The organism is Rhizobium giardinii bv. giardinii H152, assembly GCF_000379605.1.
In the GTDB taxonomy this organism is placed as follows: domain Bacteria; phylum Pseudomonadota; class Alphaproteobacteria; order Rhizobiales; family Rhizobiaceae; genus Pararhizobium; species Pararhizobium giardinii.
In genome coordinates this window covers 1-14930 of record NZ_KB902696.1, presented here as the reverse complement: position 1 = coordinate 14930, position 14930 = coordinate 1, and the positions used below count along the sequence as shown (strand labels likewise).

At 57.4% G+C, this 14930-nt stretch carries 13 protein-coding genes and 2 pseudogenes; 6 read left to right on the top strand and 9 right to left on the bottom strand.

The annotated features are described in order from the left end of the window. Nucleotides 1-1165: 1165 nt before the first annotated feature. Both A3AY_RS35985 and A3AY_RS35980 read right to left on the bottom strand, forming a co-directional pair. Nucleotides 1166-2314 carry a hypothetical protein gene (locus A3AY_RS35985; protein WP_018328301.1) on the bottom strand — a complete coding sequence of 383 codons (1149 nt, stop codon included), beginning with the start codon at nucleotides 2312-2314 and terminating at the stop codon, nucleotides 1166-1168. Beyond that, entirely contained in the window at nucleotides 2265-3773 is a 1509-nt protein-coding gene (locus A3AY_RS35980) for a DUF4034 domain-containing protein (RefSeq protein ID WP_234913220.1), read from the bottom strand. Before A3AY_RS35980 ends, A3AY_RS35985 begins: the two co-directional genes overlap by 50 nt. Nucleotides 3774-3934: 161 nt before the next feature. Here A3AY_RS35980 and A3AY_RS35975 point away from each other — a divergent pair, with 161 nt between their 5' ends. Together A3AY_RS35975 and A3AY_RS0124355 are read left to right on the top strand one after the other, a co-directional pair. Further along, nucleotides 3935-4282: an anthrone oxygenase family protein gene (locus A3AY_RS35975; RefSeq protein WP_018328299.1), complete on the top strand. Its 348-nt coding sequence runs from the start codon at nucleotides 3935-3937 to the stop codon at nucleotides 4280-4282. 573 nt (nucleotides 4283-4855) lie between these two features. Continuing rightward, a complete protein-coding gene (locus tag A3AY_RS0124355) occupies nucleotides 4856-5170 on the top strand; it encodes a hypothetical protein (protein ID WP_018328298.1) in 315 nt (104 codons plus the stop codon). A gap of 140 nt (nucleotides 5171-5310) precedes the next feature. Here the strand turns inward: A3AY_RS0124355 and A3AY_RS35970 are convergent, their stop codons facing one another. Both A3AY_RS35970 and A3AY_RS0124345 read right to left on the bottom strand, forming a co-directional pair. Continuing rightward, nucleotides 5311-5532 (bottom strand): hypothetical protein, encoded by a 222-nt coding sequence (locus A3AY_RS35970; protein WP_018328297.1) that lies wholly within the window; start codon nucleotides 5530-5532, stop codon nucleotides 5311-5313. Nucleotides 5533-5609: 77 nt separating this feature from the next. Continuing rightward, nucleotides 5610-6524 carry a LysR family transcriptional regulator gene (locus A3AY_RS0124345; RefSeq protein WP_018328296.1) on the bottom strand — a complete coding sequence of 305 codons (915 nt, stop codon included), beginning with the start codon at nucleotides 6522-6524 and terminating at the stop codon, nucleotides 5610-5612. A 336-nt stretch (nucleotides 6525-6860) separates the two neighbouring features. Here A3AY_RS0124345 and A3AY_RS0124340 point away from each other — a divergent pair, with 336 nt between their 5' ends. Beyond that, entirely contained in the window at nucleotides 6861-7106 is a 246-nt protein-coding gene (locus A3AY_RS0124340) for an Arc family DNA-binding protein (RefSeq protein ID WP_018328295.1), read from the top strand. Nucleotides 7107-7151: 45 nt separating this feature from the next. Here the strand turns inward: A3AY_RS0124340 and A3AY_RS41095 are convergent. The 5 genes and pseudogenes from A3AY_RS41095 to A3AY_RS0124315 all read right to left on the bottom strand — a co-directional run bounded on the left by A3AY_RS41095 (nucleotide 7152) and on the right by A3AY_RS0124315 (nucleotide 11667). Beyond that, a pseudogene (locus tag A3AY_RS41095) lies at nucleotides 7152-8193 on the bottom strand (quaternary amine ABC transporter ATP-binding protein). Beyond that, nucleotides 8186-9073: an ABC transporter permease gene (locus A3AY_RS0124330; protein WP_018328294.1), complete on the bottom strand. Its 888-nt coding sequence runs from the start codon at nucleotides 9071-9073 to the stop codon at nucleotides 8186-8188. The pseudogene A3AY_RS41095 and the gene A3AY_RS0124330 overlap by 8 nt, the downstream one beginning before the upstream one ends. A 90-nt stretch (nucleotides 9074-9163) precedes the next feature. Next, entirely contained in the window at nucleotides 9164-10162 is a 999-nt protein-coding gene (locus tag A3AY_RS0124325) for an ABC transporter substrate-binding protein (RefSeq protein ID WP_026203781.1), read from the bottom strand. Nucleotides 10163-10231: 69 nt separating this feature from the next. Next, nucleotides 10232-11026 carry a pyrroline-5-carboxylate reductase family protein gene (locus A3AY_RS0124320; RefSeq protein WP_026203780.1) on the bottom strand — a complete coding sequence of 265 codons (795 nt, stop codon included), beginning with the start codon at nucleotides 11024-11026 and terminating at the stop codon, nucleotides 10232-10234. 2 nt (nucleotides 11027-11028) lie between these two features. Next, nucleotides 11029-11667 carry a TetR/AcrR family transcriptional regulator gene (locus A3AY_RS0124315; protein WP_018328290.1) on the bottom strand — a complete coding sequence of 213 codons (639 nt, stop codon included), beginning with the start codon at nucleotides 11665-11667 and terminating at the stop codon, nucleotides 11029-11031. Between the two features lie 146 nt (nucleotides 11668-11813). Between A3AY_RS0124315 and A3AY_RS0124310 the strand changes: the two genes are divergently transcribed. The 3 genes and pseudogenes from A3AY_RS0124310 to A3AY_RS35960 form a co-directional block, all read left to right on the top strand. Next, a complete protein-coding gene (locus A3AY_RS0124310; protein ID WP_026203779.1) occupies nucleotides 11814-13850 on the top strand; it encodes an NADH:flavin oxidoreductase in 2037 nt (678 codons plus the stop codon). 1 nt (nucleotide 13851) lies between these two features. Next, nucleotides 13852-14457, top strand: a complete 606-nt coding sequence (locus tag A3AY_RS0124305) for a dimethylsulfonioproprionate lyase family protein (RefSeq protein ID WP_018328288.1) — start codon at nucleotides 13852-13854, stop codon at nucleotides 14455-14457. 41 nt (nucleotides 14458-14498) lie between these two features. Beyond that, nucleotides 14499-14930, top strand: a pseudogene (locus A3AY_RS35960) (electron transfer flavoprotein subunit beta/FixA family protein); the annotation flags it as partial.

Sequence of the window (14930 nt, the reverse complement as noted above, 5' to 3'; positions counted from 1 at the left end):
GAAAAAGCGGGATTTGCGTCATCCGCTTTTCATTGAAGCCGCAGCCTATCTCCGCACTGTGGGCAAATCCAAGCTCGATTGGCTCGACAGCACAAGCCGGGCCTATGTGCCACTCGCCAATCCCGATGCCGACGCTCGTGCAAATCGAACGCAATAAAGCATCCTTCGGATGCGCCATCCGTCACCGGGTTCACGCTGGCAGAAATCACCTCGGATCTTTCGTGGGTGCCGGATATGGTTGGCCTGGAACAACCCTCAGCGACGGCGGAAGCCTATGTGCAGGCCTATCTGGCCGAACCTGATGTATGGTGGTGGTCCACGATTTTGCTTCATGATCCGAGAGAAATTGTGTTGAAACGGGTACTCGCTCGCTGCGGTGCTGCGTGTAGAAACAAGTGCCATCGAAGTCGTGAGCGATATGTCCGAGGCGCAAGGTAAGCCGGTACTATGTGTGGTCTATGAAGGCGACGGATCCGACTTCTCTCAGATAATATCAATCTACCTGGAAGATGGGCTGGCACGGCCGAGTCTCCTGGAGGGAGGCTCAAAGATCGCTAAACTCGTCGAGACTGCTATGCTGTTGCCTAACGACAAAAGTGCAAATCCCTATTCGTTCGTGCTCGCATCAAGCTCCGGTTCGTTGGTCAATGTCCTGGTGGATTCGGATCAGCTTGACGAACACGACCGCTGCGTGATTGTGGCATATGACGGAGCTTCTGGTTACGTTGAAAGAGGCGCGTAAGAGTACCTGCTGCGTGGCAACGATATCGATGGTTTCAAGACCTAGAGCCTGATCGTGCCGATCCTGTGTCAGCGTCGCCCTCTATGACGATCAGGTTATCCATGCGACAGAAATGGGTCTCTACGTCTATGATGGCGGTCCGGTCCGGCGGATAGCAGGACTGGTCCCTGACACAAAGATGGAAATATCCTGCAGGTGGCGGATGGCTTGCTACGGTCGATTGGCTATGAGGATATCGTGCATTTGATGGTACATTTTAGTGGTATCAAGTGGAAGCGCCTTCCGTTTCCAGGCAATCGAAGAGCCGATGAAGGCGCCTGGCGAAACTGAGGCGAACGTCAGAATGCTATATGCCCTAAAGTCCTTCAATGGACCAAGGCGCGTTTCATGGGGCCGCGTCTCGAGATATCTGCCTATCGCTTTTCACGCCGGGCCCATGATCGGCAAAGCGGCCAAGCCGGCGTAGGCTATCAAGCTGCCGTTCGTGCAATGAGCCGGGATCTGATCGTCCGGTCCGATATAACGGACCTCCAGATAGACATGTAGCCGCGCTTGCAAGCGCTCCAGCAGTCTTTTGCAGGCGGACGCATTGATATCATCCTCACCGGTCAGTTTACCAACCAGACGCATGAACCAGCTGTCATAGGCCTGTACATACAGATACCATCGTGGAGGGTTTGCTGTGCTTGACGGCGTGTCGCGGCAAAGCCAGATGGCGCGCGCGTGCTGAAAGAGCGGTTGAAGTTTGCTCTGCAGCAATGTGAGCTCTGACGCATCCATCTCATGAGGAAAAAGACCTGCGAAATCCAGTTGTCTTTTATCTTCGCTTGCCCACAATTGGTCAGCGATCTGCCGGTGTTGCTCGGCCGCCGCCTTTTCCCCGGCCCGCAAGTAGAGTTCGCAAAGCTGGCGATGAGCCTGATATTCGGAAGAGGACGGGTTTTGGCCAATATGATGCCATAGGGATATCGCTTCGTGGATATTGCCCCTTTGCGCGAGATCACCGGCTTTTAACTGCAAAAGCAACAAGTCTCCGGAATAATGTTGCAATCCTTTTGCAATTGCCTCTGCGCGAAGGGTGCCTGCCTGATCGAATTTCTCTGCCAGTTGCGCCAGTTGCAACCAGTCTTGCTCGTCAAAAACCTGCTGCTTTCGACGCTGCAAGAGCAGTGAGAATTCGCTGTGTTGATGTGCATGCCAATCTTTTGCATCCCTCCAGCTTTGCGCCGCGTTTTCGCGCCAATCTGCATCAAGCTGTCCAGCGATGCCAAGAGCTTCCTCCCCCAGCCAATCTTCGGCCGCTGACGCTTCTTCAAGGTGCCACGGCAGATGATCGGGAAGCGGACCTGCCGGGTCAAATCCTGTAGCCGCGATGCGCTCAAAAAATACAGGATGCGTGCTGTGGGTATCCGGTTCCTGGCAGAGACCTTCGTGCAACCAGACGGCTGCTTGCGCGACATCACGCGGCCGGCTGCTCGCTGGCTCCGTCAAAAGCTGCGCAAATGGCTGTGTCTGAGCGATGTCAACATTGCCCGCTTGCGCAAATATGCTCGGCCAGAACTGGCTGGACACGGCCTTTTGCCGCAATGCCAGGGCAACTTCCGCCTGCGAATGCGCGGGTAAGATAAGTCGACTCCTTTTGAAACCCTCCGTCCCAGATCATCCGACAAGCATGCATCGGCGTAAATTCGTCGGGCTCATAGAGCGGCTCAAGCTGTACCGTCCGGTCAATCAACTGCGTGGCAATGGCCGGATCGGCCTTGATATCCCACATCCCGAACTGCCAGGCAAATGCTGCCACAGTGAGCATTGTCGGTTCATCAAAACGGCGAACGGCGGTTTGCAACACGCTTGCATAGGCGCCCTCATGATCGTCAAAATGCTTGATCAACATCAAGTTGGTGAAGTCCCGAAACGGGCCATCAACAGCCGGATAGGTTCCCGGCGCCTTGCAATAGCGGACGGATTCGACATGGCGCTGATGCGCCAGTTCCCCATCGGCGAGCGAGAAATTCGTAAAATTGGCATACTTGCCGAGAGAAATGAAACGCAGGTGATCAGAGAGATCCCGGGCAAGCCAAATTTCAAAAATATTCCGTCTGGCAGCGATCTCGCGGACATCGCCTGGCTGCGGATAATCGGTCAATGAGTCGTGAACGGCAGACCATCGGATGGAATTGCGTTCCTGCTCATTCAGCGAAGAACACAAAGGGCCAGTGGCGAACTTTTCGACTTCGCCGTCACCACCTCCCCATTTGGGGCTCAAGTACTGCGCGTAATCAGCTAAAATTTCCGACCATCGTGGTCTTAGCGAAAGGCAGTAGCGCAGCCAGTAAAAGCCAGGATTTTCGGCTTCATCCTCTTTCAAGGGTGGAAGTGAGGCAGGGAGCGTCGCCGTTACGATGCCGGGGGGCATTAATCCATGTCTGGCAAGCTGAGCACATGCCGCATCGTAGAGGTCCGGCTCAAATTCTTCGCGTCGCATGGTCTTTTCAACAGGCGAGCCGCGAAACAGTGCGTCCACAAAGTCTGGCTGGCCAAGGTACTGGCAAATTTGCATCATGGTTTCGGCCGCGAGCGCCGGCCGCTCCGAGAGAGCCATTGCCTTCAACAGATGTTCGGCGGCTGTTACGCAAGCCATATGGGCGGCAACCCATTGGTCATCACCAACGTCAGATGCCCAAGCTGCCGTTCGGATGTCGCAGGCCCGGCGAAAATAATAGTGACCGATGATTTGCTTCGCATGGTAGGAGCCCGGATATGCATCGCTCCAATCATTCAGCAATTCAAGCCTGAGAGCAGCATCGATGCTGGCATAGTCGAACAGGCCAGAGCCGGTCGCTAGGAAGGTGTAGCGGTCTTCGGACGAGTCAGCAGACTGCCACCAATTGGCTTCAAGCGTCGCCATTGTGCGCTCTACCTCATCGAAACGCCGCTCAAGCATCGCCTTTCGCAGTTCTTCTCGCTGGCGAAACCAAGCCCATTCCGGGTCGTCCAGTGGCAAGAGAGGCGAGCTTGTAACAATTTGCATGGGCGGTTCCTCAAAAGGTATATCGGGCGACGATTGTCACGGGGTGATCTGCACGGCAGGATTGACCTGCCGTGCAGCAATATTCAATCCGCTAGAATTCGCATGCCAGCAGAGTCTTGCCGTCAGGAGCGGAGCTGGGCGGGACGAGATGCATCGCTCCGATGAAAACCATTCGTCGGCCGACTGCGCAATGGGGTCCGGCGTGCAGGCTTCTCTCGCGCTCATTTCCGGGCCTCCTCGGCGCTGCGGCGTGGTGGCAGACCGGCAATCCGCTTTTGGGTGTCGGCGCAGCGATCATCATCTTGAACTGGCCCTATACGATGCTCGTCATCATGCCGGTCAACCGGCGCCTGGAGGCAACGCGACCGGAAGAGGCGGGCGACGAAACCCGTGACCTTCTTGTCCGCTGGGGCAAGCTTCATGCGGGCCGAAGCGCCCTCGGCGCAATCGCGGCGGCCAGGCCTTTCGCGGTCTTTGAACCGTCCTGCCGAGGGCTACCCGCGCAATAACTGCGAAGATTCCCCTCAGCAGCCAATCAAAGTGCTTTGCGCGTCTGAAAAGACGCGCGGCGCTTTGGTACGGCGCAATCAATTTTGTACGTTCTCTCAAGCAATTCGATTTCCATGTGCATTTGAACCAGCCAACGAGCCCGAAATTGAGGTGGACGCGAGCGACAATCCCGGTTCCGCAAGCTATGTCGAGGACGCGGTCGCCGTTGGATAAAGTCACTTCAGCCAGCATGATTTCGGCATATGGCCGAAAGAGAGGAGCCACTAGACACCTCGTACATCTCCGGAAAGCTCGCCTGCTTCATCGCATAGCTGGGCAGATTCATCGGCGCCGTCCCTGTGATTGTTAGCTTCCAATCCTGCGCCAAATACCGGTTCTGGGCAAAGTCGAGTGAATGGAACGGCCGGACCCCATCGGTTCTTGAGACTCAGACAAAACCCGGCTTTCCAAGTGTGCCGCCGCTCGCGCAGAGATGCGATGAAACACTTCACGTTAATCATGCTCCTCGTCCAAGTTAATTCAACACGGAACCGGGAAATTGCGCGACGTTTCTCGTCAGGCAAGAATTACCCATGATTTCAGTCGTCAATTGCATCACCACGAAACACAATATCTGGCTCGTGCTCGTCGCCGCTCTGGTCTGCGTATCGGGTGGGCAGTCGTTCGCCTCTTCTGGCGTGGGCGCACTGTCACTGGCGCGGAAGCGATCGGCTGGCAGTTTCTTGCCGCAACTGCGCAGGCGCGTCAATCTGGTCGACCCATTTCAGCATAGCGTCGCCGGCACGGTGGAGACCGGGACCGACTGCGAAATTGCATTCTGTATCGAGCCTTTTGGCGGCACGCAGTTGGGCCGGGTGCCGATATACTTAGTACTGGGCGACCGTTGAAACCTGCCACGGAATGTCAGTATGCAGCGGCCGCCCCGATTACCGCGTCCATTCCTCGGGGACTTGAGCTTTCATTGGCGCTTTGCCTTGTCGGCTTTCCCAGAGGCAGAATTGGTAATCGTCGTCCCCGTCCGAGGCTTTTAGTTCATGAGCCTGCGAAACAGTCGCGCAAACAGGCGAAACTCGGCCTCTTCACCCTCGAACCAGGCGTCCAGCCCGCAGTAGGCGACCGCGGTCGCTGCACCGCTGCCATAAAGCGCGTGGGCCTGGTCGATGATGGCGTCATCGCCGGGATCGCCTTTGGCGGCAGGTTGCGGGCTCGTGGCTTGCGGCCTCTTGGATCGGACTGGATTGCGCGACATCCTCGCCTCCCTGTGTCTGAAAATTAATGATCGCCGGCGCTGCCAGCTGTTGCCGCTGCGTCGCTGGCTCGAAACGCTCATAGCGACAGCGCTGTTGCAGACTGTCTGGGTGGCCTGACCAGCGAGCGGGCAATATCGATGATGTCGTCCCGCGCGGCCGTCGGATCTTCCGTGTTCCAGGCAACCCCCATGCCGATCCTAAAGTCGACGCCCCTTACCTTGCGAAGTTCGAAGTTGCGGTTGGGGAAATCCTTCGTCCATTGCGGCGCAAAGCCGATGCCAAGCCCGGCCGATACCAGCGAGATCAGCGCAAAGGTGTCGTCGCAGCTATAGGCGATGTTGCGGGCCAGATCGTGCTCGGCGAACATCTCGGTGAAGTAGCGTTCGGTATAGGACAGGTTCTGGCGCGAGAACGAGATGATCTTCTGATCGCGCAAATCGTCGATGCCGATCTCGTCAAGACCGGCAAGCTGGCTGTCCTTGGCGACGGCGAGCAAATATTCGTCGTTGGCCATCGAGAAGAAGCGCAAGGAGCCGATATTTTCCACCGGCCGGATAAAGCCCAGGTTGATCTGGCCGCTTTCCAAATTGCGGATGATGTCGCCGGTCGAGCCGCTCTGGATCTGCAGCTGGATGTCAGGATACTTGCGGGCGATCTTCGACAAAAACGCCGGCAGCACGCCAATGGTGGCCGGATAGATCGTGCCGATCCTGATCTTCCGTGCCGTCTTGCCGGCAACTGAGCGTGTCACCTCGGCACTGACATCGATGTCGCTGAGGATGCGTACACACCGATCATAGAACGTTTCGCCCGCCACGGTCAGCTCGACCCGCCGCGTGGAGCGGACGAACAGCTGCACGCCGAGCTCGCGCTCCAGCGCCCGGATCTGCGTCGACAAGGCCGGCTGGGCAATATGCACCCGGGCCGCAGCCCTGCCGAAATGCAGCTCTTCGGCGACGGCAACGAAATAGGTGAGTTGGCGGATTTCCATAGCTGGGTCTCCGTCGTCTTGATACCAGGTGGGTATCCAGAATTTGATAATCAGTGGGAAAGCGTGTCCGTTTTGCCTATAAATTTGCGCCCGCGGATCCCCAAGAGATATAATGTCGACTCTCGGGTACAGTACACAATCGTATGATCGCGTTGACGCGCGTTCAATTCAGACGACAGTTGGAGTGGACATATTGAATTCTAGAAAATCGTCATCGGTCGCCCGCCTTGTCTATATATTCCTTCCTCTGCTAAAATTGATGACGCACGGTGCGTCATTTGTCCAGTTAACACACCGTGCGTCATTTTTGCAAGCGGAAATTTTGGGGCAGTCGCGATGACGCGGAAGGACCCCCATTTTAGACTGCGGATTCCTGAAGATCTAAAGCTTCAGATCGAGACCATGGCCCGAGAGAATTCGCGCTCGATAACGGCCGAAATTGTAGACCGTCTGCAACGATCATTCGCTGTTTTAGCGGAAACAGAGGGCGGCCTGGCCGGCGAAATCGAAGATATCCGCGACCGTCTCGGTAGAATTCGGGACGCTGTCATCGCAGGTCGCAGCGAAGGAGAAGGCAAGTAATAGCAAGGCTGTTCGCTACACTTTTCCGCCGCCCTTTCGCGAGGTTCACGAGTGCGAAGAGACGACCGCAGCAGCGAGGCGCTTGAGGTCTACGGTGCCAAGCGGTTTTCCTGCCGGATCGGTTATGGTGAGGTCACTGTCGCTTCCGTGAGCGAGAAGTTTCATGGCATCATCAATCGAGCTTCCGGAGAACACCGTTGCGCCATTCACATCGTGGTTGCCCGCCACCGGTGTCATGACCGCGTCCACGTGGATCACCCGGCCGCGATTCACCTCCTTGACAAAGTTGGCGATGTATTCGTCGGCAGGTCGAAGCACGATGTCCTGGCTCGTGCCCTGTTGAATGACCTCGCCGTCGCGAAGGATGGCGATCTGATCCCCAAGACGAAGCGCCTCGTCCAGATCATGTGTGATGAAGACGATCGTCTTCTTGATCTCCTTCTGAAGGTCAAGGAGCACGCTCTGCATGTCCATTCTGATCAAAGGATCAAGTGCCGAATAGGCTTCATCCATCAGCAGAACCGGAGCATCGTTTGAAAGCGCTCGAGCGAGACCGACGCGCTGCTGCATGCCGCCAGATAACTGGTTGGGATATTTCTTTTCAAAGCCTTTTTAGCCCGACCCGCTCGAGCCACTGCATCGCGACGTCAGTGCTTTTCGTTCGGTCAATCTTCTGAACGTCGAGACCATACACGGTATTCTCCAGCACATTGCGATGTGGTAGCAGCGCGAACTTCTGGAATACCATTGCTGTCTGGTGGCGGCGGAAGTCCCTGAGCTCGGGTTCGTTCATCTTGACGACGTCGACACCGTTTACGAGCACCTCTCCGGCGGTGGGATCGATAAGTCGATTGATGTGCCGGATCAGTGTGGACTTGCCTGATCCCGAAAGCCCCATGATCACCTGAATATAGCCGGCCGGCATCTCGATGTTGATGTCTTTCAGTCCAAGGACCAGACCAAACTTTTCATTGAGCTCCGTTTTCGAAAGCCCGTTGCGCACCGCTTCGATGTGCGAAGCGGCATTCGGCCCGAAAATCTTGTAAAGGTTCCGTATCTTGATACCGTCAAAGCGCTGATCAACCATGGACGATCTCCCGGTGCTTCTGCAGCCGCTGCCCGTAGGACTGACTGACGCGGTCGAAAATGATGGCGATGCCGACGATCGCAAGACCGTTGAAAATGCCGAGCGTGAAGTATTGGTTCGCGATTGCCTTCAGAACAGGCTGGCCGAGCCCTTGCACACCGATCATCGATGCGATCACGACCATTGCAAGCGCCATCATGATGCACTGGTTTATTCCAGCCATGATCGTCGGTAGGGCAAGCGGCAGTTGCACCCAGACGAGCTTCTGCCAGCTCGACGAGCCGAACGCGTCCGCGGCCTCCAACACATCCTTGTCGACCAAACGAATACCGAGGTTCGTGAGGCGGATCATCGGCGGAATGGCGTAAATCACGACGGCGATGAGACCTGGAACCTTACCGATGCCAAGAAGCATGACGACGGGGATAAGATAGACGAAGCTCGGCATCGTCTGCATCACGTCAAGCACAGGATTCACGACGCGCTGCAGGCGGTCCGAACGGGACAACATGATGCCAATGGGGATACCAATGGCGATCGACAAGATCGTGCAGACGAAGATCATCGAGATCGTTCGCATGGTATCGTCCCACATGTCGAAATAACCGATGGCGAGGAGGCTGAAAAGACAGCCTGCCACGATTTTCCAATTTCGACTTGCACCCCAGGCGATGGTCAAGACGACCAACGTGATTATCGGCCAAGGCGTCTTCGTCATGAGACGCTCTGAGTATATGAGAAACGTCTGCAGCGGGTAAAAGAACCCCTCGATCGCATCGCCATAGGCACGCGTGAATGCCCGGAAAGACTCATCAATGAGCTTCTTCAAGTTCCTAAGCGCGTCGTCGTCCATATGCGGGAATTTAAAAAACCAATCCATTCGTTCCCCATTTTCGTTTGAGGCCGCACTAGTCTTTTATTGTTTTAGCGGCGAAAGGCGGTGCGCATGCGCACCGCCCAAGCTTTTAAGTTAGAGGGCAGCCGAGATCTTTTCGGCCGCTTCTGGAGACACCCACTTGCTCCAGATGTCTTTGTTTTCTTCCAGGAAGTGCTTCGCGCCATCTTCGCCGCTTGCCTGGTTGTCGGTCATCCAGGCCATCAGCTTGTTGACAGTCTCATTGGTCCACGAGCGCTTTGCGAGGTAGTCCATGACTTCCGGCCCGGCCTTTTCAGAAAAAGGCTTTGCAACGAGGGTAACGATCGTGTCGACTGGCCATGCATTCGGTTTAGGGTCGGGGCAGCTCTCCACCGTGTTGCAGCGTTTCCATTCCGCAGCGTCTGCAGGAACGCCTGCCTCCAGCTTCACCATTGGGTATTTGCCAAGCAAAGCGGTTGGTGCCCAGTAGTAACCTACCCATGGTTCCTTATTTTCGTAAGCCTTGGCGATAGATCCATCAAGGCCGGCTGCCGAGCCAGTGTCCACCAGCTTGAAGCCGGCTTTTTCGGCTTCGAAAGCTTTGAAGAGCTGCGAAGTGACCACGGTACCGCCCCATCCCTGCGGGCCGTTGAAGATAGCTCCCTTTGATGGGTCTTCGGGATCCGGGAAGAGCTCTGGATGCTTCAGCAGGTCAGGGATCGTCTTTATCTCTGGATGAGCGTCCGAAAGGTATTTCGGTATCCACCAGCCCTGGTTGCCACCGTCGGGCAACGGGGAGCCTACCTGGACTATCTTGCCCTCTTCTGTTCCTTTCTTCACGACGTCTGGAAGGAGATCGATCCATGCTTCAGGAGCGATGTCTGGCTGACCCTTTTCGGCCATCGAGGTGATGGTAGGGACGGTGTCGCCGACAGTGATTTCGGCCTGGCAACCATAGCCTTCGTTCAGGATAATCTTGTCGAGGTTTGAAAGGACCTCAGCACTCTGCCAATTCATGCTGGCGATGGTGAGGCTGCCGCATTCGGCGCTGGCGACGGAAGCTCCTCCGAACAGGCCGAACATCAGGCAGGTCGATGCAAGTAGTGTTTTCATTCTCGTTCCCTCTGTTTGCGGCTAATAACAGGAAGGGCGGGACGCCGCGTGACCCGCCTCGGGCGGTGGTCAGGAGGATTGTCCCATACTCACCGATTTCCTAAACGCTGCGGCCAGGCCGTCGCGAACGGCACTTTCGAATCCCGCCGCGCGCATGGTTTCGAGCGCGGCCGCGGTCGTCCCGCGATAGTTCATGAAAGTCTCAACGATGACGTGAGGACACTCCGAGCGCAGTTCCACAAGTCGACCCGTCCCGACCAGTACCGCATTTACGCATCTGCGGGCGAGGTCCGGGCAGATGCCGTGTCTGACGGCGTCTTCCATCATCGCAGCGGCCAAGAGCGCCGGAAACGCCGGCCCCGAGCCCGTCAGACCCGTCAGATAATCGATGTCGCTCTCGCCCGCGACTTCATCCTCGACACCGCAAGCCTGGAAAATCTGGCGCATGAGCGAACGATCGGCCACGGTCGCGCCCGCCGATGCAATCCATGGTGTATAGGATTGCCTAACTTCAGCAGCCGCATTCGGAAGAGCACGGATGACCCGATCCGTTTTATGATGTCGGGCAAGCTGTTCCAGACATATACCCGCCATGACGGAGATGACCAGCTTGCCGCTACAGTCGACGGCAAGAGACGGCCAATCGACTGGTCGGACGCAAAATATGATGACGTCAGAGCGATCGCAAAGCTGCTGATTGTCCGCGGTCCAATATGCCCCTAGATCACGCGGGGGTTTTTGTCCTCGATATGACATCGAAAGATCCTGCGACTGAAGCAGTCCGGAATCGAGAAGCGAACTGGCCAGAGCTCCCCCCAGCCAACCGCCGCCTCCAATCACGCCAATCGTCAACGAACCGCGCATGGCTAGGCTCCTGGTTCGGGAACGTGCCCGTGCCTGGAGTAAAATCGATCGAGTTCCCTCTGCTGCGGCACCTCGCCCGTGTAGATGGCGATATAGTGTGGGATACGCTTCATGCGCATCGCAATGTCTTCTCGCGACTGCATTGAAATGTAGCCGATTTGAACCAGGTAGGTGGTTCGGGCGCGAACATCGGCGGCAATTTCTTCGTAGCCAAAGCGCACGAACATGCGCTTGAGGGCTTCAAGACGAAGTCTATCAGCTTGCTGAACCTCTTTCTGGATTTCTTCGGACTGGATCGCCCAACTGCGAAGGGCGAACTCGAACTGCGCGTCAAACAACTCGCGGTCCAGCCAGCAGTCGAAAACGTTCAGCATCGCCTCAACCAACGTCTCTGCGTAAGCCTCGGACCTCTTAATAAGATTTCCGGTATTTTTTTCTCGCCATCGCACAAGTAGCGCGTTCAGCAATTCCTCGCGGTCCTTGAAGAACCAATAAAAGCTGGTCCGAGAAAGGCCAAGTTTTTTGGCGAGGGGTTGGATCTTCACGGCATCGACGCCGGATTCCAGCAACGAATAGTAGGCCGCCTCCAGCCATACCTCTGGTGAACCTCGCCAACCGCTATCACTCAAATTCTGCTCCATGCTCATCTCCTAACAAAATGTGGAGGGGTTCGCAAGAAACATGTACATGAATGTCAACTAACACGACTTATGTGTTTTCATTATTGACACATATGTACATTTTCCCATAGCATCCCGCATGACAGTCCTATTCCGGAGACGCAATGATGTCGAACGATCCTCTCCTTCAGCCCTACCAGCTGAAGCACCTGACCCTGCGCAACCGCATCATCGTGACGTCGCACGAGCCGGCCTATCCCGAGGATGGCATGCCAAAGGAGCGCTACCGTGCTTACACGGTTGAGCGGGCGAAGGGCGGCGTGGCGATGACGATGACGGCCGGCTCGGCAGCCGTGTCCAAGGATAGCCCACCGGTCTTCAACAACCTGCTCGCCTATAAGGACGAGATCGTCCCGTGGGTCCGGGAAATGACCGATGCCGTGCACGAGCAGGGCGCAGCGATCATGATCCAGCTTACCCATCTCGGCCGCCGTACGCGCTGGGACAAGGGGGACTGGCTGCCGGTACTGGCGCCCTCGCATCACCGCGAAGCATCGCATCGCGCCTTTCCAAAGAAAATGGAAGACTGGGATATCGAACGAATCATCAAGGATTTCGCCGACGCCGCCGAGCGCATGAAGGCAGGCGGAATGGATGGGGTTGAGCTGGAGGCTTATGGCCACCTTATCGACCAGTTCACCTCGCCGCTCACAAACGAACTCGACGCGCCCTATGGCGGCGATCTTGAAAACCGCATGCGCTTTTGTCTCGACGTGTTCAGCGCGATGCGAAAGCGGGTCGGCGATGACTTCATTCTCGGCGTTCGCTACACGGCCGACGAATGTCTTCCCGGCGGCACGGGAAAGCCCGAAGGCATCGAGATCTCGAAGCGACTGCGCGACAGCGGCCTGATTGACTACCTGAACGTCATCCGCGGTCATATCGATACGGACCCCGGCCTTACGGATGTCATTCCGATTCAGGGCATGGCCAACTCGCCGCATCTCGATTTCGCCGGCGAAATCCGCGCCGCGACCAATTTCCCGACATTCCACGCGGCGAAGATCCCCGACGTCGCAACAGCCCGTCACGCGATTGCAGCCGGCAAGGTCGACATGGTCGGTATGACGCGCGCCCACATGACCGACCCGCATATCGTGCGCAAGATCATGGAAAAGCGCGAGGACGACATCCGTCCCTGCGTCGGCGCCAACTACTGTCTTGACCGCATCTATCAGGGCGGCATGGCCTTCTGCATCCACAACGCCGCGACCGGCCGTGAGCAGACCATGCCGCATACCATTCCGAAAGCCGATGTCCGGAAAAAGGTGGTGATCGTCGGCGCAGGCCCGGCCGGCCTCGAGGCGGCCCGGGTGGCGGCAGAGAGGGGGCATGAGGTCGTGGTTTTCGAGGCCGCAAACGACCCCGGCGGCCAGATCCGCCTGACGGCGCAGAGCGAGCGCCGGCGGGAAATGATCAGCATCATCGACTGGCGCATGGGGCAGTGCGAGAAGCTCGGTGTGACCTTCCATTTTAACAGCTGGGCGGAGGCCGACACAATCGCCGCCCAAAATCCCGACGCCGTCATCATTGCGACGGGCGGCCTGCCGCACACGGAGGTCCTGTCCAGAGGCAATGAACTCGTCGTCTCCTCCTGGGACATCATCTCGGCCGACGTGAAGCCGGGCACGAACGTGCTCATCTTCGACGATGCCGGCGACCATGCCGGCCTGCAGGCCGCCGAATTCATCGCCAAGGCCGGCGGTAAGGTCGAGATCATGACGCCGGACCGCTCCTTCGCGCCGGAAGTCATGGGGATGAACCTCGTTCCCTACATGCGCTCGCTGCAGAAGCTCGACGTCACCTTCACGGTCACCTACCGGCTGCAGGCGGCGGAGAAGAGCGGCAGCCAGATCATCGCCCATGTCGGCAGCGATTACGGCGGCGTGGCGAAGCAGCGCACCGTCGACCAGATCGTCGTCAATCACGGCACCATTCCGCTGGACGATCTCTATTTCGAGTTGAAGCCCGGCTCGAAGAACCTCGGCGAGGTGTCCTATGACGAGCTGCTTTCCGCTGCGCCGCAGACCGTCGAGCGCAATCCGGCCGGCGCCTATCAATTGTTCCGGATCGGTGATGCGGTCGCGGCGCGCAACACGCATGCGGCCATTTATGATGCGCTGCGCCTTGTCAAGGATATCTGACATGGCTCGTAGCGACGCTTTGCAAGGTTTTCTCGATATGGCGTTCGTGGCGTTCGACCAATTCGCACAGGATGTGCGGGCACGCCGGTCCATCATGGAGATATTCGCCCATCTGGAAACCCCGCATCGGGCGCGGCTGAGCGCCGCAAAGCGACTGCCGGTATGCAACCGCTATCTCGAGGACGTTCTGTCGGCCAAGACCGGAAACTCGTCGCTCGACGGGCTCATCGGTCGGTTCGAGAGGGTTGAGCCATTGCTGGAATGGAAGACGCGAGCGATTTACGACAATTCCGCAAGCGATGGCTTTCTGATCGGTCATGCGAACGCCATGATCGTCGGCCCGGGCGGCTTGGAGAACCGGCAGGACGTGTGGGTCGGCGCAACCCTGCTGGCGCCGAACGTACGCTATCCGGACCATGATCATGCGCCGGAGGAAACCTATCTCGTCCTGTCAGACGGCGAATTCATGCGCGGCGGTTCCGACTGGTTTACGCCAGGCATCGGTGGGTCTTTCTACAATCCTCCGGCCATCCGACACGCCATGCGCTCAGGAGAAAAGCCACTTTTTGCTTTCTGGGCACTACTGGCCGACCAGCAAAAGCAATGATCGAAAACCACCGGCACGGAGCCGGTGTTCAAGGAGACTTCATGAAAATCCTGGTCCCTGTAAAGCGGGTCGTCGACTACAACGTGAAGATCCGGGTGAAGCCGGATGGATCGGGTGTCGAGCTTGCCAATGTGAAGATGTCGATGAACCCGTTCGACGAGATTTCGGTCGAGGAGCTTTGCGACTGAAGGAGGCCGGCAAGGCGTCGGAAGTGGTGGTCGTCTCCGTCGGTCCGGCCAAGGCTGAAGAGACGCTGCGCACGGCGCTCGCCATGGGCGCCGACCGGGCGATCCTGGTCGAGACGGATGATCAGGTCGAGCCGCTCGCCGTCGCCAAGATCATCAAGGGCGTCGCCGAGGCCGAACAGCCGGGGTTGATCATCGTCGGCAAGCAGGCGATCGACGACGACAGCAACCAGACCGGCCAGATGCTGTCGGCCCTGCTCGGCTGGGCGCAAGGCACGTTCGCCTCCA